The organism is Pseudofrankia saprophytica (assembly GCF_000235425.2).
Lineage (GTDB): Bacteria > Actinomycetota > Actinomycetes > Frankiales > Frankiaceae > Pseudofrankia > Pseudofrankia saprophytica.
Genome location: NZ_KI912266.1, coordinates 4883624 through 4907685 on the forward strand (window position 1 = coordinate 4883624; position 24062 = coordinate 4907685).

Consider the following 24062-nt stretch of genomic DNA (forward strand, 5'->3'; position numbering starts at 1 on the left):
GGATGGCCACAGAGTGTGTAACAATGATCTTCCTTCGCACACCCGGCGGCCGTGTCACCCGGTTATGAATGGCACCCCAGTAGGGTAAGCGGCGCCATGGCGGCCGCAGGTCGGAAGCCTGAACAGGGCAAGCAAGAGGAGAAGGGTGGCCCGAACGCCGCAGGAGCCCGAACAGTCACCGGAACGCCGCAACCGGCTCCTCGACATCGTCATCCGGCAACGGCAACGGATCTTCGACCTGGAGGCCCGGGCCGCCGACGCCCACCTCGTCGACCTGGCCGTCGGCCTCCTGATGGCGCGTCTGGGCGCCTCCCCCGCCGACGCCGCCGACCAGCTCCGGCTGCTCGCGCACACCGCCGGCGTCGGCGAGGCCGAGTTCGCCGCCGAGCTGCTGGGCGAGCCGCGGCCCACCATCACGGCCCTCGCCGCCGCCCCGGCGAAGGCCAGGGCGTGGCGGCGGCTCTGGCGGGCCGCCACGGTCGCGGACCACGCCGCGGACGGCGACGCGGTCGCCCAGGCCGTGCTCCGGGAGGGCCTCGCCACGCACGGCGCCTGCGCCGTCGCGCTCTGGATGCTCGAACCGGACGGCGCGCTCACGCTGGTGGGACAGCACGGTCTCAGCGCGCTCGACGCGAGCCGCTGGCGGCGGGTGCCTCCACAGCTCGACTGCGCGGCCAGCAGGGCCGCCGCCCAGGGACAGCCGGTCTGGTGGCCGGCCGGAACGCCGCCGCTGGACGCCGACGCCGGGCCGCCGCCAACGTCGCCAACGCTGCCACCGCCGTCCGCGAGGCTGGGCCCCTGGGACGGGGCCAGGGCCGCGCTTCCGCTGCTGAACGCGGGCACGCTGGTCGGCGCGGTCGAGATCTGCTGGGACCGGCCGATGGATGCCGACGGCACCCGGCTGCTGCGCGAGCTCACCGCCCTCGCCGACGTCTGCCAGCGCGCACTGCGGCCGCGCGCCGAGGAGGGCGACGGCCCGGCCGAGGCCGCGGCCGACGCCGACCCGGCCGGTGGTGGCGGCGGCGGACGGGTGCCGGCCGCGTGGCTGCCGGCCCTGCTGGACGGCCTGGCCGGCTCGGTCCTGCTCGCCCGGGCCATGCGCGACGGGGCCGGCGAGGTCGTCGACTTCCAGATCACCTTCGTCAACAGCGACTTCGTCGACCCCGCCGGGCTGTCGGCGGACGAGGTGCGCGGCGCGCGGCTGCTCGACCTCTATCCCCTGATGGGCGCGGACGACGGCCTGTTCGGCCACGCCGTCGACGTGCTGCGGACCGGGGCCCCGTACGCGGCCGACCGGACGGTGCTGCTCTGCCTGGTCGGCGACGCGCTCGTCAGCCGGGAGATGGACATCCGCGTCACCCGGCACGCCGACGGGGTCGCGATCAGCTGGCGGTTCACTGACGGGGCGGACGCGCCGGCCTCGCTGGGCGCGCACGTCCAGCGGCTCGGCGGGTTCGGCGGCTGGCAGGAGGACGTCGGCAGCGGGGCCATCCGGTGGACGGACAACACCTACGACCTCTTCCACCTGCCGCGGTCGGCGCCGCCGATCTCGCTGGAGGACCTGCGCGGGCACGTCCACGCCGAGGACCGGGACGCGTTCGACCAGTTCCGGGCCGCGCTGCCGCGGCTCGGCCGGGCGGCAACCGCCTCCTTCCGCGTCCTGCTGCCGGGCGGCGGGCAACGGCACTGGCGCACGTTCGCCGAGCCGGTCACCGACACCGCCAGCACCCTGGTCGCCGTCCGCGGGGTCTATCAGGACCTGACCCACCAGTACCGGACCGAGCTCGTCCTGCATGCCACGCAGAGCCAGCTCGCGGACTCCGAGGCGCGGGCCGCGAGCCAGCACCGGCTCGCCATCGCCCTGCAGAAGGCGATCCTCCCGGAGGCACAGCCGCTGCTGACCACGAGCGGTCTCGCCGTGGCCGTCCGCTACCGGCCCGCCGAGCAGGAGAGCCTGGTCGGCGGCGACTGGTACGACGCGATCGTGCTGCCCGACGGGCAGATCCTGCTGGCCGTCGGCGACGTCGCCGGCCACAGCATCCGGTCGGTCGCGGGGATGACCGCGCTGCGCAACGGCCTGCGGGGGCTCGCCGTCACCGGCGCCGGCCCCGGAGAGTTGCTGCGGTGGCTGAACAACGTCGCCTGCCACCTCATGGACGACATCACCGCCACCGTCATCTGCGGCCTCTACCGGCCGCAGGACCGGGCTCTGCGCTGGGCGCGGGCCGGGCACCTGCCGCCGGTGCTCGTCCGGGACGGCCGGTCCGCGGTGCTCGCCGCGCCCGACGGACTCCTGCTGGGAGTCATGCCCGACGTCTCCTACGAGGAGACCGTCACCCAGCTCACACCCGGCGACGCGCTGCTCCTCTATACCGACGGGCTCGTCGAGCGGCGGGGAACCGGCCTGGACGAGTCGCTGCGTGACCTGCGCCGTCTCGCCGCCATGCCCCACCCCGACGTCGGGCGACGGGCTGACTTCCTGCTGGCGCACTGCACGCCGGACACCGACGACGACACCTGTCTGGTGATCATCGAGCTGCAGCCGTAAATGCGGGGTGATAGCGCCGTTCCGCCGGGTACGACCCGCATCGGCATCTTTAAGACGGATCGAGAAAAGGTGGACGCGCCGTGAGTCTGACTGTCCCACCGACAGGCGAGCCGCGCTCTCGGCGATCTTCCCAGAATCCCCCGCGGGGCGCGGTGCTCGACGTCTTCACGGTGCCTGCCAGTCCTCAGTCGGCCCGGGTCGCCCGGCAGCGGGCCACCGAGGTGCTGACGCGTCACGGATGCGCGCCGGACCTGGTCGACGACGCGATCCTGCTACTCAGCGAGATCGTCACGAACGCCGTCGTCCATGCGGACAGCGCGGCCGAGATCGAGGTCCGGGCGGACGACCTGGTGATCTGGTTCGGCGTCCGCGACACCGACAGCCGCCGGTGGCCGGTCCACTGGCCGGTAAGCCTGGGCGCTTCCGGCGGACGAGGCCTTCACCTGGTCGCGACGCTCGCGGCGGGATGGGGCACAAACATACACAGCGACGGCGGGAAGACCGTCTGGTTCTGGCTCGGCCGCTAACCGCTAACCGCTAACCGCCAGCCCCGACGCGGCCGGCGATCTGTCGGCCTTCGGACACAGCGCGGTTCCGCGAGGGGAATCAGAACGGTCCGGCTCGGCGACCCCGGGTGCGGACTACGGCGTGACCCGAGCGGCCTCGGTGTTCCCGCGGTATCTCCGAAGCCGGGCGGGGCGCGCCGGCCGAACACCACGTCACGCCTCGATGCGTCAATCGTGACGCCAGCCCCGTCCACCACGCATCGCGATAGCAGAATGTAAAGGATCACGGACGCCTCGAAATCGAAACCGATGCCGGGCACCCTCGCGCACTCGAACTCCGTTGCGTAACAACCGGTGACACGATCGGTAAGTGCTAGCACGTAGGCGGCGCCCCGCGGCGGTCTGTCCGACCATCGGCGCAGGTAGAGTTTCCCCGGGCCGAGAAGCCGTGGTCCGGCGGCGCGGGGAAGGAGCGGCCTTGGAGGCATTGGGTCCGCACGACCCGACAACGGTTGGTACCTATCGCCTCGCGGCCGTACTGGGCAGCGGCGGTATGGGACGGGTCTATCTGGCCTTCTCGCCGAGCGGTCGCCGGCTGGCCATCAAGGTTATCCGGCCCGATCTCGTCCAGGAAACACACATCCGTCAGCGCTTCGCCCGCGAGGTGGCGGCATCCCGGGCCGTGAGTGGATTCTTCACCGCCGGCGTCGTCGACGCCGACATTGAGGCGAATCCACCCTGGCTGGCCACCGCCTTCATTCCGGGCCCGTCTCTCAACGCCGCGATCCGTGACGCCGGCCCGCTTCCGGTCCCGTCGGTGCGAGCACTCGGAGCCGCCCTGGCCGAGGCGCTTTCCGCCGTTCACGCCGCCGGCCTCATCCATCGGGACCTCAAACCCGCCAATGTGCTGCTCGCACCCGACGGTCCCCGCCTGATCGATTTCGGGATCTCCTCGCTCGGGGACTCGGGAACCCTCACCCATGCCGGCACCATGATGGGCTCGCCTGGATTCATGTCGCCGGAGCAGATCCAGGGCAAGCCGGTCGGCCCGCCGACCGACGTCTTCGCGTTCGGCGCGGTTCTCACGTTCACCGTCACCGGGACCGGCCCGTTCGGCGTCGGGTCCGTGCCCTCGATGCTCTACCGGAGCGTGCATGCTCCGCCGCAGCTGTCGCTGGTACCAGACGAGCTGCAGCCCCTGCTGGCCGCCTGCCTGTCCAAGGACCCCGCCCGGCGGCCCGGTCTGGACGCCATCCTGCGGGAGCTGACCGGTGGCCGGGCCGGCGCCGACATGTTCCCGCCGGGCTGGCTGACCACTGCCTTCGCCACGGCGCCGGTCACGATCGCAACACCGCCACCCCTGGTAGGGCCGACGCCAACCCCGCTGGGAACGACGCCCATCCCGCCGACCCCCTCGGCAGACAGCCCAGCCCGGGAATCCGCCCCATCCGGGGCGCGCCGCCCGGCGGACCTGGCGACGCGGGAACAGAGCCTCTCCCCCACGCCCATCCCCGTCGCGGGCCAGCCGACGCTCCGCCAGGAGCCAGCGGAGCCCACGCACCTGTCCTGGGGGCGCACGACTCCCGAAGAACCGCCGGACCAGCCAGCCGCGCAGCCGCGGCCCAGCCGCCGCCGACTGCTGGCCGGTGTGATCGGCGCGGTCGGCGCGGCGGGCGTCGCCGCCGCCGGAGCGACGACCTGGCTGCTTCTCGACGACGATGACGATGCTCCCGCCGCCAGGACCCTGCGTTGGAAGTTCCGCACGGTCGGCACCACGTTCTCCCGCCCCCGGGTCGCGGGCGACCTCGTATATGCGTCCAGTAACGACGGCACCCTGTACGCGCTCCGGACGTCGACCGGGGCGCAGGCGTGGAAGTTCACGACCAAGGCCGCGCTCGGGTCCGCTCCCTTCGCCCTCGGCGGGGTGGTCTACCTCGGCGCCGACGACACGAATCTGTACGCCATCGATGCCATCACCGGCCAGCAACGCTGGGCATACCCCACAGGAGGGATCGTGCACTCCGCGGTGGGGGGCGGGGGCATCGTGTATGTCGGCAGCGCCGATTTCCACCTGTACGCCGTGGACGCGGTCGCCGGCACGCTCCGGTGGAAATTCGCCACCGAGAACGACACACACTCACCGACCATGGCCGGTGAGACCGTGTATGTCGGCAGCAGCGACACCAACCTCTACGCCGTGGATGCCTCCAGCGGAACCCAGCGATGGAAGTTCCCCACCTCCGACGCGGTGTCCGGTATACCCGCCGTGATGGGTGGGATGGTCTACTTCGCCAGCGGCGCACGCCTGTACGCCGCCGAGACCGGTAGCGGAAACAAGGTCTGGACATTCGACGGAGTTTCCGTCGGCGCCGGGCCGACCATCGCGAACGGCGTCGTCTACATGGGCGGCAGCGATCGAACCCTGCACGCGCTTCGCGCCACAACCGGCGACAAACTGTGGACCTTCCGCACCTCTGGGGACGTCAGCGCGCCGACGGTAGTGGGTGACACCGTCTACATCGGCAGCAGCGACGCCAACCTCTATGCCCTGGACGCGGCCACCGGAGCCCAGCGGTGGGCGTACCTCGCCACCAGCGGCGTGCACACGGTCGCGGTCGTCGACGACACCGCCTACTTCGGGACCGATGACAACGAGCTCAGTGCAGTGCGCGTCGGATGACCTCTCCAGGTGATCACGGTTTTCCTTCCGTGGATACCGTGTGGCGGCGCCTGCCTCCGCCCGGAGCCCGATGGGCAGAGGAGCTATGCCGACGGGCAGGGGAGCTATGGCGGTAGCCGGGCGGAAACCCGCGCGGCCGGTGGCGAAGCACGCTCGCCGTAACCTCACGGTGCGGGATGCCTATACGCGCTGCGCCGAGGTATGTGGGCCCCTGACCGCTGCGCGGGGCGAGAGCCCGCAGGTGGAGTTCCGCTCCGTCGTGCCGCCGGGCCGCCGGTTCGCCCTCACCCTCCTGTTCACTTTCACCACCCTCGTGGACCTGCTGCTCATCGGCTGGCTGCTGCTGCCGGACCACGTACCCGGGCCCGGTGTGATCGGAATCGGCGACTGGCGGCTGACCCTGGCCCGGGTGAGTTTCTGCCTCGTCATCCTCGTCGAGGTCATCAGGCTCGTTCAGGTCACTGTCATCTGGATACTCGCCTGGAACGCCAAGGACCCCGTACCGCTCACTCCGCCCTCAGGGCTGCGGGTGGCGGTGCTCACCACGATCGTTCCGTCGAAGGAACCGATCTCCGTCGTGGCCAAGACTCTGCGGGCGATGCGGGAGATCTCCTACCCCGACGGTTTCCTGACACCGTGGATCCTGGACGAGGAGGACGATCCGGAGGTCCGGCGGATCGCGGACGAGCTGGGGGTCCTGCACTTCAGCCGCAAGGGGCGCCCGGAATACAACCAGCCCGACGGCGAGTTCCGGGCCAGGAGCAAGGCCGGCAATCACAACGCCTGGCGCGCCGAGCATGAGAGCGGCTATGACGTGGTGGCTCAGATGGATCCCGACCACGTGCCGCTGACGTGCTTCCTGGAACGCACCCTGGGCTACTTCCGCGATCCGGACGTCGCCTTTGTCGTGGCGCCCCAGGTCTACGGGAACATGCGCGAGAACTGGGTGGCGCGCGGGGCCTCGATGCAGCAGTACCTCTTCAACGGTGTGATCGAGCGGGGCGGGAACGGCCTGGACGCCCCGCTGCTGATCGGCACCAACCACCTCTACCGCCCGGACGCCTGGCGGCAGATCGGCGGCTACCAGGACTCGATCATCGAGGACCACCTGACCAGCATGCGGGTGCAGGGAACGGTCAACCCCGCGACCGGGAACCCCTGGAAGGGCGTCTACACGCCCGACGTGATCGCGATCGGCGAGGGGCCGACCACCTGGACCGACTACTTCAACCAGCAGAAACGATGGGCGTACGGCGTCTGGGACGTGAAGCTACGCCGCCGGGCGAGGGCTGGGATCAGGCTGCGTGCCCGCCAGCGGCTGGTGTACGGAATGGTGCAGTTCTACTATCCGAGCGTCGCCATGAGCCTGCTGTTCGGCAGCCTGGCGACGATCGCCTACCTGATTTTCGGCGCCACCGCGATCAGCCTGCCCGGTGATCCGTGGCTGACGCTGTGGTCGGCGAGCCTGGCCAGCTGGCTCAGCGTGTGGCTGTGGCTGCGCCGGTTCAACCTCGCCGATCACGAAAGGCGTGAGGCCGGGATGGCCGGCATGGCCCTGACGCTGTTCGCCGGGCCGATCTACGTGTCCGCCGCGTTCGCCGCGCTGCTGCGCCGGCCACTGGCCTATGCCGTCACCGCCAAGGGGGAGCTACGCAGCAGCGAGTCGCTGCGCACGTTCCGTCTGCACCTGGGCTGGGCGATCAGCGCCGGGGCTCTGCTGGGCGTCAACCTCACCGTCCACCGTCACTACGCCACTCCGCAGGCCTGGGCGCTTCTCAGCCTCGTGGTGGGAATGTCCCCGCCCCTGATCGCCGTGGCGGGGAGGATCGCCGCGCGCGGCGGGGACGGGACGACGGGTGACCTGCCCTCCGCGGCGGCGCGCATACCCGCACCCGCCGCCTCGGACCGGGTGGAGAACCAGCTCCGGCTGGCCCCGCGACTGGCCGAGCAGACACTGGCCGAACAGACACCGGGCAAGGAAGGCGCACGGTGAGACTCGCGGTGCCGCGGGTGCTCGGCGTGGTCCTGGTGCTCGCACTCGCCGGCTATGTCTTCCGGGTGGCGCCGAACCTGGCCGGAGCCGAGACGCCGGCGGCAACGCTGTCCGGCGACCTGCCCGCCGATCTCATGCCGCCTTCCGCGCGCCCCGGGTCCGCGGGCCCCGCGACGCTCTTCCCCGACCAGGGAAAGGTCTTCATCGGCATCATGACCGCGGAGGGAGTCCACGACTTCGGCGCCGCCGCGGACTTCGCCCGGACGACAACCTACCGGCCTCGGGCCTATCAGTTCTCCCAGGGCTGGGCAGCAGATGGTTTCAGCGCCGATGCCCTGAACAAGGTCGCGAGTCTGGGCATGATGCCGATAGTGGCGTGGGAGCCGTGGGACTTCACCGTCGTGCCCAAGAGCGACGATCTCCGCGGCGAACAGCCGGAATACCGGCTCAGCCGGATCATCGACGGTTCCTTCGACTCCTACATACGGTCCTGGGCACGCGGGGTCAGGAGTCTTGACTACACGATAGCCATCCGGTTCGCGCATGAGATGAACGGCTACTGGTACCCATGGTCCGAACAGGCGAACGGCAACCGGCCGGGAGAGTACGTCCGGGCCTGGCGCCACGTCCATGACATCTTCACGGCAGAGGGGGCGACCAACGTCGTCTGGATCTGGAGCCCGAACATCAGCTACCAGAACTCCACCCCGTTGGCTGAGCTCTATCCCGGCGACGCGTATGTGGACTGGGTGGGCTTCTCCGGCTACTACGGCACGGCGGGCCTCGAGGCCTACCGGTCCTTCGACGAGCTGTTCGACAGCAGCATCGCCGAGGTCACCCGGATCACCCGGAAGCCGATCGTGATCACGGAGACCGGCGCGGCCGACGGGGCGGGGCGCAAGGCGGAATGGATCGCCCAGCTCTTCCAGTCCCTGCCTCGGCACCCCGAGATCATCGGCGTCATCTGGCAGGAGGCCGTGAAGGAGACCGACTGGCGGGTTGCCGTGTCCCCCACCGCCGCGCGGGCCTTCGCCATCGGTGCCGCCGATCCACGCTACGACGTGAACTGGCAGCGAGGAAGCAGGCCCCGGCTGACCTTGGCGCTCCGCTGACCTTAGGTTTCTCCGCTGATTTGGGTTCCTCGCCGACCTGGTTCCTCCTCGCCGCCCCTGGTCGATCTCGGCGCAGGTCGGCGAGGCCGAGGCAAGGTCAGGGGGCGACCCGGCGCCAGATCGTCCAACCGCTCGGATCCGGCACCTGCGCGACCTGGCGATACCTCGTCGGGTCGTCAAGGACGTCACGGATCTGCCGGTCGAGCGCCGCGGTAGGGCCGTAACGCAGCACGACGATGTCGTAGTAGCGGTCGGTCAGGGCCGCGCGGTATGCGTCCACGCCGGTGACTGCTTTTCCTGTGTCCGGGTCCACGTAATAGAGGTAGTACGTGTTGTCCCACTGCCCGGACGCCGTCCGGTCCTCCAGGTAGTAGCGGGGAACTTCCGACTCCTCGACCAGATAATGGTCCGATGGATTGCCGACCTGGCTCCTGAGGAACGCGACGAGGGGGCGGCTGTCCGCCCACTGACCGAACAGATCGTGCGCGGTCCGTGCGCCGCTGTACAGCAGCACGAGGCCGGCCGCCGCGGCCAGGAGAATGCTGAGCGGCAGAATCCGCCCGGGATTGCGGGCGCCCAGCCACGTGACCGCGCCCGCGACCCCGGCGCCGGCCAGCGGGGCCGCGAAGGCAAGGCCGAAGGCGACATGCTTGTGCAGGGACGTCAGCTCACCGGACCGCGCCTGGAAGATGATCGGAAGCAGGGAGGTGATGAGTAGCAGACCGGCCAGCACCGGTCGCCGGCGGCCGACCAACGCGACCGCCAGGACGGCCACCAGCAGGGTCGGCGCCGCCCACCGGAGACCGTGCTCGAAGACATCGAGCCGACCCGTGGTGACGAACGGCGTGCGGGAGATGGTGGTCGTCCTCATCCCGGAGAGCTGTCTGGTGCCGGTGAGCCCGAGCCATACGCCGGCAGTGGCCGCCGCTCCGGCCGCGCCGCCGAGGGCGAGCGCCGCGAGCCGCGCCGAGAGTCGGAACCCCCGGCCGCGGGCTCGCCGTGTCGGCCTCCGGTGGCTTCCGGTTGCCGACGCGCCCTCGGCCGGCGGCCGCCGCGCCGGGGACGGTGTGCCGGGCGCTTCCGCGCTCCCGCCGGACAGCGACCTCGACGTCCGAATGGTCATGGCGAGGACGACCAGGCAGACGGAAGGGACGAACAACGCGACCATGTACTTCGTCGCGACCGCCCCCGCGAGAAGGACGCCCGCGACGGAGGAAAGCAGCAGCGCGGTCCTGGTCCGTTCCGCGACCGCGGCCCGGAGCCCGACGGCCAGGCCGCCGGTCAGGAGCATGAGCGCCATCGCGTCGTAGGTGGCGAATCCGCCGAGGAAGAGCACCGGGCCCCCGCAGACGAACGCCGCGGCCCCGGCCACGCCCGCGGTCCGGTCGAACAACGTGCGGCCTACCGCCGCGACGAGGACCGTGGTGACGAGAGCGAAGACCAGGCTGAGCAACCGCGCGCCGGCAAGCCCGGCGACGCCGTCCGCGAGGGCGCCGAGCGGTGGGTAGATGTACGGGGAGCCCGAGAAGTAGCCGGCGAAGTCGTCGTAGTCCGGTCCGCCGTGAATCCAGGAGTTGAGAATCTGCCGGCCGGCGTGCAGGTAGAGCGCCTCATCCTCGAAAGCCGTGGCCGAGAGACTGAGGGTGACCGCCGCCTGAACGGCCAGCACCGCTATCAACCCGGCCGCCAGCCCCGCGCGGGTACCCACGACGAACCGCGGCCGCCAGCGGCGCGGGGCGCGGGTGCCTCTGGCGGCCGGCGCCCGCGGAGCCGCGGTGTCTGTCATGACGGGGAGATCCTAGAACCGCGGGCCGTTGCGCCGCAGCTCGGCCAGCCATACGGCGGCGTTCCCGTCGGAGGGGGCGCGCCAGTCCCCACGCGGCGACAGCGTGCCGCCGTAGGTCACCTTGGGGCCGTTGGGCAGCGCGGACCGTTTGAACTGGGAAAGCTGGAAGAAGCGCAGGAGAAACTCCTCCAGCCAGCGCGTGATCGTCGGCAGGTCGTAGAAGTGCCGCCGATCCTCCGGAAAGCCGGCGGGCCAGCGGCCCGCGGCGGCGTCGCGCCACGCGTGCCAGGCCAGGAACGCGACCTTCGACGGCGGCAGCCCGTAGCGCAGGATGTAGAAGAGGAAGAAGTCGTGCAGCTCGTAGGGGCCGATGCGGTCCTCCGTGCTCTGCATAGCGCCCGTCTCCTCGTCGGCGGGCACCAGCTCGGGTGAGATCTCCGTGCCGACGATCTCGGTGAGCAGCTCTCCGGTCGTCTCGTCGAACTGCCCGGAGGTGATGGTCCAGCGGATGAGGTACTGGATGAGCGTCTTGGGCACGCCCGCGTTGACCGCGTAGTGGCTCATCTGGTCGCCGACGCCGTAGGTGCACCAGCCGAGTGCCAGCTCGCTGAGATCACCGGTGCCGATGACGAACCCGCCGCGCTGGTTCGCCAGCCGGAACAGGTAGTCGGTACGCAGGCCGGCCTGGACGTTCTCGAAGGTCACGTCGTACACGGGCTGACCCGCGGCGGCCGGGTGCCCCAGATCGGCGAGCATCTGGTTGGCCGCGGGACGGATGTCGATCTCCGCCGCCTCCACCCCGAGCGCGCGCATCAGCGCCCAGGCGTTCGCCTTGGTCTTCTCCCCCGTGGCGAACCCGGGCAGGGTGAACGCGAGGATGGACGAGCGCGGGATCCCGAGCCGGTCGCACGCCTTCGCCGCGACGATCAGCGCATGCGTCGAGTCGAGGCCGCCGGAGACGCCGATGACCATCGTCTTCCCGCCCGCCGACCGGAACCGCCGGGCGAGGCCGTGCACCTGGATGTTGAACGCCTCGTAGCAGTCGAGGTCGAGCCGCTCGGCGGTGTCGGGGACATAGGGAAATCGACGCTGCCGGCGCCTGAGCCCCACGTCGCGCCGGTGCGGCCGGTGCTCGAACCCGACGGTCCGGAAGCGGCGCTCGGGATGGTCCGCCTGGATCGCGTTGTCGTTGAACGTCGGGGTGCGCATGCGTTCCAGCCGCACCCGCGCGAGGTCGACGTCGGCGACCAGCAGCTGCGGTGTCTCGGCGAACCGTTCGGACTCGGCGAGCAGGTCGCCGAGCTCGTGGATCGTGCCCTGGCCGTCCCAGGACAGGTCGGTGGTGCTCTCACCGGTACCCGCCGCCGAGTAGACGTAGGCCGCCATCGCCCGGGCCGACTGGGCGGCCGACAGCAGGGCGCGCTCGGCGGACTTGCCCACGACGATGTTCGACGCCGAGAGGTTGGCGAGCAGCGTGGCGCCGGCCATCGCCAGGTAGGACGACGGCGGGATGGGGCCCCAGTAGTCCTCGCAGATCTCGATGCCGACCACCAGGTCGGGCAGGTCCGTCGCCGCGAAGATCAGGTCGGTCCCGAAGGGCACCGTCTGGCCGGCGACCGAGATCTCCTCACCGACGATGCCGGCCCCGGGCGCGAACCAGCGCTTCTCGTAGTACTCCCGGTAGTTCGGCAGGAACGTCTTCGGTACCACCCCGAGCACGCGGCCGCGTGAGATCGCCAGCGCGGTGTTGTACAGCCGGCCGCGCCGGCGCAGCGGCGCGCCGACGAGCAGCAGCGGCCCGAGGTCGCGGGAGGCGTCGCGCACCTGGGCGACCGCGTCCTCGACGGCGTCCAGCAGGACGTCCTGCAGGTGCAGGTCGTCGATCGCGTAGGAGGACAGGCCGAGCTCCGGGAAGACGACGACGTCGACGCCGTCCGCGTCCGCCTCGCGGGCCAGCGCGACCGTCGCGTCCGCGTTGCGCGCCGGGTCGGCGGTCGCGACCAGCGGGGTCGCCGCCGCGACCCGGACCAGCCCGTGGCTGTGGATGGCCCCAAAGTCGCGCTGACTCACATCATCTCCAGGTGGTGTCACGGGTCCGGCCCGGGCGCCCGAGCAGCGGGCGGCCTGGCCGGCCTACCTCTTACCTCCATCTTCGCGAGTCGGGCCAGCCAACCAGGCCCTAGTGGTCGACGAACCGTCCGGAGCGTCCACGAACTGCACCATCGCCGCCGCCACCACGCCGATCCGGACATCGTCAAGACCGGCGTCGAACTCGTGGCGCCGGACCGAGGCGCCCGTCGGTGACGAGATCGCACGAAGACCTCGCCACCGGATGTTCGGAAAAGGGTTGGCGGGTGATATTGACCGGTCACCGTGGCGGCGCTCTTAGCCTGCCCGGTTCCTGACGGGGAGGTGTTTGAGGGCGTTGACGGATGTGGAGCGGAGATATTCGGGCTGGCCGGTGATGTCGAGGTGCGGGAGTTGGTGAAGGAGTTCTCGATACATGGCGGTGAGTTGGCTGCGGGCGAGGTGGGCGCCGAGGCAGTAATGGGGGCCGGCGCCGCCGAAGGCGAGATGGGGATTGGGGGTGCGAACGAGGTCGAGGTGGTGTGGGTTAGCGAAGACCGCAGGGTCGTGGTTAGCGGCCGGATAGTAGAGGATGATCTTTTCTCCGGCGGCGAGGTGCTGTCCACCCAGGGTCGTGTCACGGGTGACGGTACGGCGCATGAACGCGACCGGGCTGGTATGGCGCAGGAGTTCCTCGATGGCGGTGGGGGCAAGGCGTTCGTAGTCGGCAGCCCATTCCCGGCGGGCGGCGGGGTTGCGGTGGAGGGCGAGATAGCCGAGGGCGATGGTGTTGCGGGTGGTCTCCTGGCCGGCGAACGTGAGCAGGGTAACGAAGGCAGCGATCTCCGCGATGGTGAGGCGGCCGCCGTCCACCTGTGCATGGACGAGGGTGGTGACGAGGTCGTCGGCGGGGTGATGTCGACGGTGTTCGGCGAGGTCAGTCGCGAGGGCGGTCAGGGTGCGGCCGGCGTCTAGGAAGGCGATGACGGGGTTGGTCTGGTCAGGGATCAGATCGGGGTCACCACCGGAGACGATGACGTTGGAGGCGGCCAGGACCTCGGCCCGATAGCTGTCGGGTATGCCGAGCAGGTCACAAATGACGGTGAGAGGGAACGGGGTGGCCAGGTCGGTCACGAAGTCGAACTCACCGAGGGCGACGGCGGCGCGGACCGTATCGGTGGCGGCCTGTCCGATGTGATGGTGTAGGGCCCGGATGGCGCGGGGGGTGAACGCGGTCGCGACAATGCGGCGCAGCCGGCTGTGACGGGGGGCGTCCATGCTGATGATGGACCCGTAGAGCTCGTTGAGGTCGGCGGGCAGGTCGTTGATCCACAGTGTGCCGTGGGCAGAGGAAAAGTCGGCGGGGCGCCGAGTGGCGTCGACGACGTCGGCGTGGCGGGTGACTGCGAAGTAACCGCCGCCTTTAGGGAGGCCGGGGATCGCGGGTTCGTCGAAGTGGGCCAAGCCGGACTGGTCGCGGATCTCGGCGAGGTGGACGAGTTTCTCGGCGGGGGTGGCGTCGCGGAAGCGGCGGCTGGATGGCCACACCAGCCCCGCCCGAGCCGCCCTGGCGCCGGCGGGCCCATGGGTGTGGCGGGTGAGCATTTCAGGCCTGATAGGTGTAACGGATGGCGGGAGGCTGGCCGAAGAAGGAGACGATCGAGGTCAGCCGACCACCGGGGGTGAAGTGGACGATCTCGATGCCAGCGAGGACCGTCTGACCGGCGCGGTCACGCAGGGCCCATTCGTAGCGGGCAGCGTCGTGGTGGGCGTCGACGCCGGAGGTGCGGGTGGGCAGATAGCCGGGGTAGGCCGCGGTCAGTTCGGAGATCAGCTCGGACAGGGCCTGGACACCGCGGCAGTTGCGCAGCGGATTGGCGTAGGCCACGTCGTCGGCGCAGATGTCGGCAAGCAGGGTGACACGGCGGCCGGTGTCAGTGACAGCCCACGCTTCGTGGACCTTGCCAGCCGCGCTGGCGACCGTCTGGGCAAGCTGTTGGGTGATGCCGCCGCCGACGGCGCCGGTCTCATGGCGGGTGACCGTGCCGCGGTTCACCGTTCTTCTCCCCACAGCTTTGCCGCTTCGGCGCGCCGAAGCTTGCCGGACGGCGTCTTCGGAACCGACCCCGGTGGCACGGCGCGGACGGCGGGCCGCACGCCGACGGTGGTGGCGACCGCGAGGACGACCTGCTCGCGCACGGCTGACTCGTCGTGGCCGGGGCGGATCTCGAAGACAATCGTCACCGCGTCGGTCGCCGATCCGGTGTGGCGGGTCGCGAACGCGACGACGTTGCCAGGCCGGACCCCAAGAACCTGGGCAGCGGCCTGTTCGATCTCCTCGGGGTGCAGGTTGCGACCACCAACTATGATCACATCCTTGGCGCGGCCGCAGACGACGAGCTCATCGCCGACGAGGTAGCCCAGATCTCCGGTCGCCAGCCAGCCGGCCGCGTCCCACCGCACCTCGACACCCGCCTCGCCGTCGCCGACGTTGGCTGGGACTGGAAGGTAGCCCGCGATCGACGGGCCGGACACGTGGATCTCTCCGACCACCCGCTCCGCGCATGCGGCACCGGTCACCGGGTCGACGATCCTGACCCCGGCGCCGGGGACTGGCCGTCCCAGCAGTGCCAACCGGCGGGCCCGGCCGCCCGGCCGGGCAGGAACCGCGACCTGCTCCTTCGCCAGCCGATCGGCGTCGACGGTGTCGACGCGCAAACCCAGATGGGGTTCGGGCATAGTGACTGCGAGGGTCGCCTCGGCCAGGCCGTAGGCGGGTAGAAACGCCTCCCGCCGTAGACCGTGCCGCGCCGCCGCGTCGAGAAACCCCTCAATCGCTGCCGGTTCGATCGGCTCACCACCGCACAGCGCAACCTCGACCGACGACAGGTCCAGCACCGGCCCGTTGTCCAGCAGCCGACGCGCGAGCGCATATGCCGACGCCGGCCCGACGACGACCGTCGCACGATACCTGGACACGTTGTCCATCCAGGATCCCGGCGCCTCGAGATAATCCGTCGGTGAGCTGATCAGCAGGTCACAATGCCCACAGGTCAGGTGCAGCGCAAATGCCCCCACCAAACCCATGTCGTGCGAGAGCGGCAGCCACGTCAGCATCCGGCCGTGGACCTCGTCATGCCGAGCCCGGTCCTTGATCGCCACGATGTTCGCGGCGAGGTTCCCGTGGCCAACCTGGACGATCTTCGGCGCGGCCGTGGTGCCACTGGTGAACTGCAGCACCGCCGGATCGCTGTCCACGAGGTCGGGCGGCTTCCACGCCCCAGCCGGCTCTGCCGTTACAACGTCGACCAGGTCGTCCACTCGGGCACCGCCCTCGGCAAGCGCCCCCGCGAGCCCGTCGAAGGGCGGTCCGAGCAAAACCAGCGGATCGCCTAGCGCGGCCACCCGCTGCCGGGTCTGTTCGACGAACAATGCCAGGTCCGTCGTGCGCGCCGGCGTTGGCGCGCACGTCACCGCCCCACCCGCCAGCCACACGCCGACGACCGCCGTTACCATCTCCCGCGACGGCAATGCCAGCACCATGATGCGGCTTCCCGGTCCCACGCCCCGAGCATTCTGCAACCAGGCCGCGACCCGTTCCGCCTCACCGAAGAAGCTCCCCCAGTCCAGCTCGCGGTCCGCCGAGCCCGCTGCCCCCAGGAACACCACTCTGCCAGGCCCGAGCCTCGCCTCGAAAATCCCGTCCAGGAGACCAACCACCGAACGAATGCCCCTATCTGTGAGAAAGAAAGCTCGCCCGCGCCCGAGGCAGGAAGGAAGCACCGACACGGGCGAGTTCAATCAATGGCGTATCGTCGCGGCACGCGGCGGAAGCGCCCTCAGCGCGCCAGCCCGACATGGTGCCGGCGGAGAGCTAGCAGGTACTCGTCCCAATAGCGGCCGCTGTAGTAGCTGTGCTCGGTCAGCCGGCCTTCTACGTCGAAGTACCGGCCGGCGCCACTGGCGATCAACGTATAGTTGAACTCCGGAACCTCCAGGTACAGTTTCCTGAAAGGCCACACCTGAAACAGATACCGGGCGAACATCGCCATCACTTCCATGGGAAGCCCGGAGGAAATCAGGCGTGGGACGAATGCACCCCCGACGTAGCACAGCCCAAGATTGTGGTCCGCGTTGTACGCCACGACGTGCCCTACCGGCTCACCGCTCCTCCTGTCGGCTACGACAAACTGTACGTGGACGCCTCGCGAGAGCCCGGCCTGAAAGGCCTCGAAGGGTGGCACGTTTCCCCGAAACCGCCAGCGGAAGCCCACCTCCTCGGAGATCGCGAGCTGGTAGAGAAACGGCATTATTTCCGGCGTCAGCGGGCTGAGGGCGAATCGCTCGTCATGACGCCTTGTCGGTGCCGCCACCATCCAGCTCTGCGGAGTGGCGGTCGCCTCCGTCGTGTCGCCGTGCGGCCGGGTCGTCTGACTTACCAGGCCGGCAACATCGCGCACAGTTACCAGAGCCGCGACTTCGGCTGCGCCGACATCCGCTCCCCTGGTGGATAGCCAGGCCAGCAGTTCAAGTCGCTGCATGGAGTCGAGCGCCAGGTCATCGACGAGTCTCGCCCCCGGCTGGATGTCGACATCCGCGCCAAGAACCCCCCGCAGGAATGCGGCGACCTCCTCGGCCGCCGCCGCGCCGTCCACGGGCGCGGCAGCAACCGTCTCCGCCATGGTTGACGTGATGCTCACTTCGGCGGTTCCACCCCGGCGACAGACTCCACGACGCCGCGCCGCTTGCTGATCGCGTTCGCGAGTGCGGAGTCGGACAGGTCCGTCACGTTGATATCCCCGGACCGGGGGACCAGCGTGTGAAAGCCGAGCTCCTTGTTGTACCTGGTCGAGAAGATGTAGGTACCCCCGGCCGAGAGTGGCAGGTCGTCCGCGAACAGAACCAGCCGGCTCTGTTCCGGGTCGTAGCCGCCCTCCTGGTTCACAGTCACCTCGGCAGGAAGGGTTCCCTTAAGGTTCTCCTTGACCTTCACCTTGAACTGGACCTCGAGCCCGTCCACCGCCCTGCTGCCAACTCGTTCGACGACCTGCCCAACGAAAACGTTGTCCGCGAAGACAGTGACCTGCTTCTCGTCGTCGATGTCGAACGCAAACGAGCCGTGCGCCACGTCGACCTGGAGCTCACGGCTACCGGCGGCGGTGGAATCGTCGCCGTCCGGGCCCCAGACCAGGAAGGCACCCGCTGCTACAGCCGCGCCCGACACAAAAATACCGGCCTTGATGATCCACTCTTTCGGGGTCATGGCGAAGAGTTCTCCTAGAACCAGAGGGTGTTGTAGTCGTCCCAGTCGTGCTGCGTCGGCGCCTGGATTGGGGGCGACGCGATGGTCTGATACATGAGGATACCGGTTGTCTGCGTGTGGTCGTTAATTCCCAGGGCATGGCCGAGTTCATGGGTCAGTACCGAGTTACTCTTGTCGCTCACCGACGGCCCCAGAAAGTATACGTTCAGATCGATCTTGTCTGCGGCTATGTTATGCGACCACCTACCCAGCCAGGAGACGTCCGAGCGGTTCGCGTCCCCGATTTCGAGGTCGGTTATGCTGAAGATGTCGTCATAGCCGAACTTAATGCCGCCGTCCTTGTACCATGCGTTGATCGCGTGCGCGACCGACCCGCTGTATTGGGTGTATGATTCGTAACGAATCCAGTCGCCGTCGACCGAGCTAACTCCACCCGGATTGAAATGGGTCTCGGCGTGAGCCGTTCCGGCCAGACCGGCACCGGCGGCCACGGTCGCGACCGACGTGATTGCCACCTTTCCGGTGACGCTGTTGAAGAAATGAGTAGGCAAGGCGGAGCCCTTCCGGGAAAGCCTGCGGCCTGGCTCCGCCATTACGCGGGCGCCAAGAGAACGTTCAGGCAAGTGGAAAGTAGTAGTTCGCCCATGGGTTGGGCGAAGGTCCGCGTGCTGTCTCACACGACTGTAGTAGGTCGACGAACGCTATGGGCGCAAAGGTCGAAAAACACGCTGGGTGCCTGTTTGACTACCGGGAGACTGGCACCGCGCCGGGATCCTGCCCGTCCAGGTGACCCGGTGGACTTGGCTCGTCGACGTCCTGCGGACGCTGGTCTCGATGTGACGGCCGCCGGCAGGATGGCGTCGGCCAGCCTGCGGCCGATCAAGACTGGCACCCACCACCGAGGTTCACCCCTCCGCGCGGCCGCGGTAACCAGGACGCCTCCGTCGGAGATCAGCCTTCAGCGGGCCGCCTGCCATGGATCTTCGTCAGCCGGGCGCCGATCCGACCGTGTATCCAGCCGGTGATCTCCGGCCGATCCGGGAGACGGACAACACCTTGGTCACAGCCGAGTATGCGTAGATCAGACAAAAGGGGCCGGTGCGCCGCACCTCATACCCACTCGGCGATCATGCGCCGAGCTTCGCCGGCCGAGGAGGAGTGATCGCTGTCTGTGCGCGGGCACTGGCGCCCGGCGGATAGGTGGTAGTCGCGCCCCAGCAAGATCCACGGGAGGCCCGGGTGGCAGGCTGTTCCGGAGCCCGTCGGCGGCGCGTCCACGAGCGTGTAAGACATCGAAGGCCGACGGGTCGAATCCGCTCATGCCGTCCAGTGCGCGAACGGCGCTCGCACAGACCTGCGACGATAGCCGGGCAGCAGCGGGTGATCTTCGAGCTTCGCTATGCCGTCAGCGGCCGCGCCGCCGGCCCGCCGACAGGGTGGTAGCGGCCCGTGCCGACGAGACGTCTCGTCGGCACCGGCGGGAGCGGCCCCTATGCGGGTACGCCGGCCCGCCGTCGCGGTCGGCAGCCCGGGTACGGATGACCACCCAAAAGGGTTAACCTGCCGAAAACGGGGAACCTGAGGATCATCGTCGCCGAAGGTCGGCGCGGTGTTCCCCTCCGGAGCACTTCCTTGTCTCTACTGGAGCGCTGACATGGGCCTGCGCTACACCCGTCGTCCCCATTACGGTCCGTTTTACGTGAACGTGAGCGAGAACGGGGTGTCATCGGTCACGCTCAAACTCGGGCGCATCTCCTGGCGGCTCTGGTCGAAGCACCGTCGGGGCGGCCTCTCCAGCGTGGACCTGCCCGGTCCGTTCTCGTACCGGCGCGAAGGCGCCTCCCGCAAATAGCAATCCGCACGGCGGTAGTTGGCGGGCGGCGTCCGGTAGTCGAGGGCACGCCCGCCGGCCACCACCCGGCCCCGGCTCCTGCTCCGTCCGTGGGCGACAGACAACGAGATCCATCGCCGAGCTGGACCGAGACTCCGCCGACGTCACCGTGAAGTACCGTGTGGCGCCGGTGTGACGGCCGGCATCGACGCGCGGGCCCGCACCGGAACACGGTGCGGGCCTTTGCGATGCGGTGGGCGCCACGACCAGGGACGGTCACCTCGCCGGACGCCGTTCCGCGACGGCGTCCGAATCAGGCCTCGCCGGCCGGCGGACGCCGATCAGCCAGCTCCTCGATCTGGGCGCTGATGAAGGCGCCGACGGCCTCGTAGTCGGACGCGATGCCCAGATCGACGTCGATCGTCATGATCTGGGTCATTCCGATCATCGCCAGCTGGGCGACTAGCGGCGGACACCGTTCTGGAGGGACTCCGAGGTCGGTGAGCGCGACCGTGAAAGCGTCGAGCTGAAGCTGGCGGTAACGCTGGTAATACTCGACGAGCGCCGACCGGATCGCCTTGCGGTGATTGGCCAGCGCCATGAACTCGAGGTTGAACCTGCTGCCGGTGACGCTGGTCTCGCGCAGTTCCCACAGCTGCCGCAGCGTCGGCTGGGAACCGAGTACTTCCCGTAGGAGCTCCAGGCCCGCGTCCGCGCGCCGGCGGAACACCTGTAGAAACAGGTCGTCCATCGTCTGGAAGTAGTAATGCACCAGCTGGGGCGTCAGGCCGGCCCGCGCACCCACCCGGCGCGAGGTGACAGCGGCGTAGCCTTCCTCCAGCAGCAGCCGCTCCGCGGCGTCGAGCAGCTGCTCACGCCTCCCCGACTCGGCTGAAGCCGTCCGACGCTGGCTTACCATCTGTCCTTCATATCGCGGCGCGACGGCCGGTTCCGCACGGTTCACGCCGTGTCGTGCCGGCCAGATTATCAGGGCACATCATGAGCCGGAGGCCAGCCGGGCCAGCCGGGCCAGCCGAGCCGGCGGAACCAGCCGGGCCCCCGCCGGCGCGGGCCCTGCCATGACGCACTCGGGCCCTGCCCCAGTCGCCTGGAGGGGCAGGGCCCGAGGCGGCCCATGGGTCAGCCGCGGCTGTCGCCCTCGACGGGCGTGAACTCGAGGTGGAGCTCGGTCAGGCCGCGCAGCACCCAGGTCGGCTCGTACTTGAAGCGCCGTGCCTCGGCCGGCCCGTGGTGCTCCTCGGAGAGCCGGATGTCGCGGGTGCGGTCGAGGATGCGCTCCAGGCTGATACGGCCCTCGACGCGGGCCAGTGGGCCGCCGGGGCAGGAGTGGACTCCCCGCCCGAAGGCGATGTGCTGGCGGACGTTCTTGCGGTCGTGCCGGAACTCGGCCGGGCACTCGAACTGCCGGGGGTCGCGGTTGGCGGCGCCGTTGAGGAGCATGACCGGTGTCCCCGCCGCCACGTCGACGCCACCGATGGTCGTGGCGCGCCGGGCGAGGCGGAAGTCGGCCTTCACCGGGCTCTCGACGCGCAGCGTCTCCTCGATGAGGTCCGGGATGAGCTCACGGTGTTCCCGAAGCTCGTCCTGGACCTTGGGGTGTTCGGCCAGGTACTTCAGCACCGAACCGAGCAGCCGGGCGGTGGTCTCCTGCCCGGCCGCGAACAGGAACGTGGCGGCCCGCACGACCGAGATGACCTCCGGGACGCTCCCGTCCGGATAGGTCGCCGCCGCCATCTGCGTCAGCACGTCGGTCCGCGGGGACTGGCGCCGGTCCTCGATGTAGCGGGCGAACCAGTTGTCGAGCCAGCCGAGCGAGTTCAGCTCCCCGTCGTGTTCGCCGCCGGCACCGATCTTGCCGGGGCTGGCGGACAGGCCGAAACCCTCCCGGAACCGCTGGTGGTCGGACTCGGGCACGCCCAGCACGTCGGCGACCGCCAGCATCGCGAACGGCTGCGCGAACCCGCGGATGAACTCGCCGCGGCCGTCCGCGAGAAAATCGTCCAGCTGCTGGTCGGCCAGCCGCCAGATGAACTCCTCGTTCTCCTGCAACCGCTTCGGCGTGAGCATCCGCATCACGAGCGCCCGCTCGCGGGTGTGCATCGGCGGGTCCATCGTGACCATGTGCTCGTTCATCGGAAGCTGGTCCCGGTAACGGTCGATGATCTCGCCGACGTCGTCGCCTTCGAGCGGCACCGGGAATGTGGCGAACGGACCGATCACCGAGTTGCACGACGAGAAGGTGTCCACATCGCGGTACACCTCGTGCGCCTCGTCATAGCCAGTCACAGCCACCACGCCGAGGTGCGGCAGCGGGAGCACCGGGCACACCGAACGCAGGTCATCGAAGTAGGCGTACGGGTCTTCCACAAGCGACTCGTCGTTGAAGAAGTCGATGGTGGTCCAGTCGGTCATCCCAGCCGCCTTCCAGGCTTCGGACACACGATATCCAGGAGTCTTGGGCGGTCGCCAAAACGGTGATTGACGAATTTTTAGCACACGCCCAGCCCGACCCGCAAGCGCACCCGGAATCACTACTCGCGCCCCACGGCTCGACCACGCCCACGCCCCCGAGCCAGCTCGACGCGCGACGGACCGGCAGAAGGACCAGGTCAGCGCGGAGGCGGTGAACGACCTCGCGACCGCGCCGACGAGCGTCGGGCCGTCGCGGGCCAGGAGTGAGCACCACGCCAGCCGCATCCGTGGCACCGAGTGCAGCAACGCGCGGCCGCATGCGAGGATCGGGCACAGCCGGCGATACGGCCGGCGCCACCGAAGTCCCTATGACTCCCGCCCACCGCGGCCATTGTCGCTTCCGCTTGACCCGACGGGAACGCGATCGCGGTTCGCAAAGGGCGGGCTTGCCGAACCAGTGGGCATGTGCTAGACACCGGGCGAGCAAAATTGGGCGACCGCACAAGATGGAGTTGGCCGAGGCCGTGATGGTCGAACCTCAGCGTCAACAGCGCGGCGGTCAGACGTTCTAAACCGAGTATCAACGCCGTCCCCCGCGGCAGAGGAGAAGATTCATGACGCTGGCCGGACGTCCCCTGCGGATCGTGCAATGGACGACGGGGAAAGTGGCCCGGGAGGCCGTCAAGGCGATCGTCGAACGCCCGGACCTCGAACTCGTCGGTGCGTACGCCTTCAGCAAGGAGAAGGTCGGCCAGGATGTCGGTGACCTCACCGAACTCGGGCGCACCCTTGGTGTGGCCGCCACCGATGACATCGACGCCGTCATCGCCTTAAAGCCTGACTGTGTCGTCTACATGCCGCTGCATCCCGATGTCGATCATCTGACCCGCCTGCTGCGCGCGGGTGTCAACGTCGTCTCGACCGCGGGCTTCATCACCGGCCGCGCCTACGGCCTCGAGACGCGCGCCGCGCTGCAGGAGGCCGCCCTCGCCGGCAACGCGAGCCTCTTCGGCAGCGGCATCAATCCCGGCTTCGCCGAGTACATCGCCACGGTGGCCTCGGGACCGTGCCGGGAGGTCAACTACGTCCGGGTCACCGAGTCGTTCAACATCGGGCTCTGGGCCGCGGACGCGAACCAGGACGAGCTCGGCTGGGGCCGCCCGGCGGGCGATCCCGGCCATGCCGAGGACATCGAGAAGGCGACCGCCGTCTTCGGCGACGCCGTCGAGTCGATCGCCGCCCACCTCGGCCTGGCGCTCGACGACATCCGCTGCGAGGTCCAGTTCGCCCATGCCACCAGCGACGCCGACGTCCCGGGCCGGGCCGTGAAACACGGCACCGTCGCCGGTATCGACGTCCGCTGGATCGGAGCCGAGGCCGGCATCGACCTCGTCGAGGCCCAGGTGCGCTGGACGGTCGCGGGCGATCTCGACCCGGCGTGGGACATCGCGATGGCCTACCTCATCGAGGTGCGCGGCACACCGCAGATCAACCTGCGCGTCGACGTCCTGCCCGCGGACATCAGCACGTTCACCCTCGAGGACGCGTCCGCGATGGGCTCGATGATCACAGCCATGCCGGTCGTCAACGCGATCCCCGCCGTCGTGGCCGCCCCGCCGGGCATCGTCACCTACGCCGATCTGCCGGCGGTAACCTCACGGCTGCGGGCGAAGCGCTGACACGAGCGACACCGGCGAATCGAGGCGGCGGGACGGCGATGAGCGAAAGCGATCCGGACAGTTCAGGCGAGTTGCCCAGCCCCCGGCGACGGCGACGTCCTGGCCACCCGCGGCGCGCGGCCCTGGCCGCCGCCGCGGTGGTCACGGCGCTGGCCGCCGGGTGT

Annotated in this window: 17 protein-coding genes; 7 read left to right on the forward strand and 10 right to left on the reverse strand. The window is 69.6% G+C overall.

Annotation, left to right across the window (positions count from 1 at the left end; all coding sequences use genetic code 11):
* Nucleotides 1–145: 145 nt before the first annotated feature.
* The 5 genes from FRCN3DRAFT_RS0220540 to FRCN3DRAFT_RS0220560 all read left to right on the forward strand — a co-directional run bounded on the left by FRCN3DRAFT_RS0220540 (nucleotide 146) and on the right by FRCN3DRAFT_RS0220560 (nucleotide 8839).
* A complete protein-coding gene (locus FRCN3DRAFT_RS0220540; RefSeq protein ID WP_007512196.1) occupies nucleotides 146–2548 on the forward strand; it encodes a SpoIIE family protein phosphatase in 2403 nt (800 codons plus the stop codon).
* Between the two features lie 170 nt (nucleotides 2549–2718).
* Nucleotides 2719–3075 carry an ATP-binding protein gene (locus tag FRCN3DRAFT_RS0220545; RefSeq protein ID WP_051467045.1) on the forward strand — a complete coding sequence of 119 codons (357 nt, stop codon included), beginning with the start codon at nucleotides 2719–2721 and terminating at the stop codon, nucleotides 3073–3075.
* A gap of 457 nt (nucleotides 3076–3532) precedes the next feature.
* Nucleotides 3533–5734: a serine/threonine-protein kinase gene (locus tag FRCN3DRAFT_RS0220550; RefSeq protein WP_007512199.1), complete on the forward strand. Its 2202-nt coding sequence runs from the start codon at nucleotides 3533–3535 to the stop codon at nucleotides 5732–5734.
* Between the two features lie 241 nt (nucleotides 5735–5975).
* Complete coding sequence (locus FRCN3DRAFT_RS0220555) at nucleotides 5976–7727, forward strand: glycosyltransferase family 2 protein (protein ID WP_232794091.1); 1752 nt, start codon at nucleotides 5976–5978, stop codon at nucleotides 7725–7727.
* Complete coding sequence (locus FRCN3DRAFT_RS0220560) at nucleotides 7724–8839, forward strand: glycoside hydrolase family 26 protein (protein WP_007512202.1); 1116 nt, start codon at nucleotides 7724–7726, stop codon at nucleotides 8837–8839. Before FRCN3DRAFT_RS0220555 ends, FRCN3DRAFT_RS0220560 begins: the two co-directional genes overlap by 4 nt.
* Before the next feature lie 97 nt (nucleotides 8840–8936).
* Here FRCN3DRAFT_RS0220560 and FRCN3DRAFT_RS0220565 read toward each other — a convergent pair whose 3' ends face one another.
* The 8 genes from FRCN3DRAFT_RS0220565 to FRCN3DRAFT_RS49695 form a co-directional block, all read right to left on the reverse strand.
* Complete coding sequence (locus tag FRCN3DRAFT_RS0220565) at nucleotides 8937–10625, reverse strand: ArnT family glycosyltransferase (protein WP_007512204.1); 1689 nt, start codon at nucleotides 10623–10625, stop codon at nucleotides 8937–8939.
* A 12-nt stretch (nucleotides 10626–10637) separates the two neighbouring features.
* The gene (locus FRCN3DRAFT_RS0220570; RefSeq protein ID WP_007512206.1) at nucleotides 10638–12695 is read right to left on the reverse strand and encodes an NAD(+) synthase; all 2058 of its coding nucleotides are present in this window, start codon (nucleotides 12693–12695) and stop codon (nucleotides 10638–10640) included.
* Nucleotides 12696–13010: 315 nt separating this feature from the next.
* Nucleotides 13011–14297: a cytochrome P450 gene (locus FRCN3DRAFT_RS0220575; RefSeq protein ID WP_007512208.1), complete on the reverse strand. Its 1287-nt coding sequence runs from the start codon at nucleotides 14295–14297 to the stop codon at nucleotides 13011–13013.
* A 1-nt stretch (nucleotide 14298) separates the two neighbouring features.
* A complete protein-coding gene (locus tag FRCN3DRAFT_RS0220580) occupies nucleotides 14299–14748 on the reverse strand; it encodes a hypothetical protein (RefSeq protein ID WP_007512210.1) in 450 nt (149 codons plus the stop codon).
* Nucleotides 14745–16412 (reverse strand): long-chain-fatty-acid--CoA ligase, encoded by a 1668-nt coding sequence (locus FRCN3DRAFT_RS0220585; RefSeq protein WP_007512212.1) that lies wholly within the window; start codon nucleotides 16410–16412, stop codon nucleotides 14745–14747. Before FRCN3DRAFT_RS0220585 ends, FRCN3DRAFT_RS0220580 begins: the two co-directional genes overlap by 4 nt.
* Before the next feature lie 119 nt (nucleotides 16413–16531).
* On the reverse strand, nucleotides 16532–17392 hold the full coding sequence (locus FRCN3DRAFT_RS0220590; RefSeq protein WP_051466320.1) for a phosphopantetheine-binding protein: 861 nt from the start codon (nucleotides 17390–17392) through the stop codon (nucleotides 16532–16534).
* Nucleotides 17389–17955: a hypothetical protein gene (locus FRCN3DRAFT_RS0220595; RefSeq protein WP_007512216.1), complete on the reverse strand. Its 567-nt coding sequence runs from the start codon at nucleotides 17953–17955 to the stop codon at nucleotides 17389–17391. Before FRCN3DRAFT_RS0220595 ends, FRCN3DRAFT_RS0220590 begins: the two co-directional genes overlap by 4 nt.
* Nucleotides 17956–17969: 14 nt before the next feature.
* Nucleotides 17970–18506, reverse strand: a complete 537-nt coding sequence (locus FRCN3DRAFT_RS49695; RefSeq protein ID WP_157845238.1) for a matrixin family metalloprotease — start codon at nucleotides 18504–18506, stop codon at nucleotides 17970–17972.
* Nucleotides 18507–19609: 1103 nt separating this feature from the next.
* On the opposite strand from FRCN3DRAFT_RS49695, the gene FRCN3DRAFT_RS51665 reads away from it, so the two are divergent.
* Nucleotides 19610–19807: a DUF4236 domain-containing protein gene (locus FRCN3DRAFT_RS51665; protein ID WP_007512219.1), complete on the forward strand. Its 198-nt coding sequence runs from the start codon at nucleotides 19610–19612 to the stop codon at nucleotides 19805–19807.
* A gap of 292 nt (nucleotides 19808–20099) precedes the next feature.
* Here FRCN3DRAFT_RS51665 and FRCN3DRAFT_RS0220610 read toward each other — a convergent pair whose 3' ends face one another.
* Nucleotides 20100–20705: a TetR/AcrR family transcriptional regulator gene (locus FRCN3DRAFT_RS0220610; protein WP_007512221.1), complete on the reverse strand. Its 606-nt coding sequence runs from the start codon at nucleotides 20703–20705 to the stop codon at nucleotides 20100–20102.
* Nucleotides 20706–20926: 221 nt separating this feature from the next.
* On the reverse strand, nucleotides 20927–22219 hold the full coding sequence (locus FRCN3DRAFT_RS0220615; RefSeq protein WP_007512223.1) for a cytochrome P450: 1293 nt from the start codon (nucleotides 22217–22219) through the stop codon (nucleotides 20927–20929).
* A 614-nt stretch (nucleotides 22220–22833) separates the two neighbouring features.
* Between FRCN3DRAFT_RS0220615 and FRCN3DRAFT_RS0220620 the strand changes: the two genes are divergently transcribed.
* Nucleotides 22834–23898 (forward strand): NAD(P)H-dependent amine dehydrogenase family protein, encoded by a 1065-nt coding sequence (locus FRCN3DRAFT_RS0220620; protein WP_007512225.1) that lies wholly within the window; start codon nucleotides 22834–22836, stop codon nucleotides 23896–23898.
* Nucleotides 23899–24062: the final 164 nt, after the last annotated feature.

Bases quoted from the DNA above. Each gene is read 5' to 3' on its own strand.
- FRCN3DRAFT_RS51665 (WP_007512219.1), top strand. From the start codon at position 19,610: ATGGGCCTGCGCTACACCCGTCGTCCCCATTACGGTCCGTTTTACGTG.
- FRCN3DRAFT_RS0220575 (WP_007512208.1), bottom strand. From the start codon at position 14,297: ATGCTCACCCGCCACACCCATGGGCCCGCCGGCGCCAGGGCGGCTCGG.
- FRCN3DRAFT_RS0220620 (WP_007512225.1), top strand. From the start codon at position 22,834: ATGACGCTGGCCGGACGTCCCCTGCGGATCGTGCAATGGACGACGGGG.
- FRCN3DRAFT_RS0220615 (WP_007512223.1), bottom strand. From the start codon at position 22,219: ATGACCGACTGGACCACCATCGACTTCTTCAACGACGAGTCGCTTGTG.
- FRCN3DRAFT_RS0220595 (WP_007512216.1), bottom strand. From the start codon at position 17,955: ATGACCCCGAAAGAGTGGATCATCAAGGCCGGTATTTTTGTGTCGGGC.
- FRCN3DRAFT_RS0220610 (WP_007512221.1), bottom strand. From the start codon at position 20,705: ATGGTAAGCCAGCGTCGGACGGCTTCAGCCGAGTCGGGGAGGCGTGAG.
- FRCN3DRAFT_RS0220565 (WP_007512204.1), bottom strand. From the start codon at position 10,625: ATGACAGACACCGCGGCTCCGCGGGCGCCGGCCGCCAGAGGCACCCGC.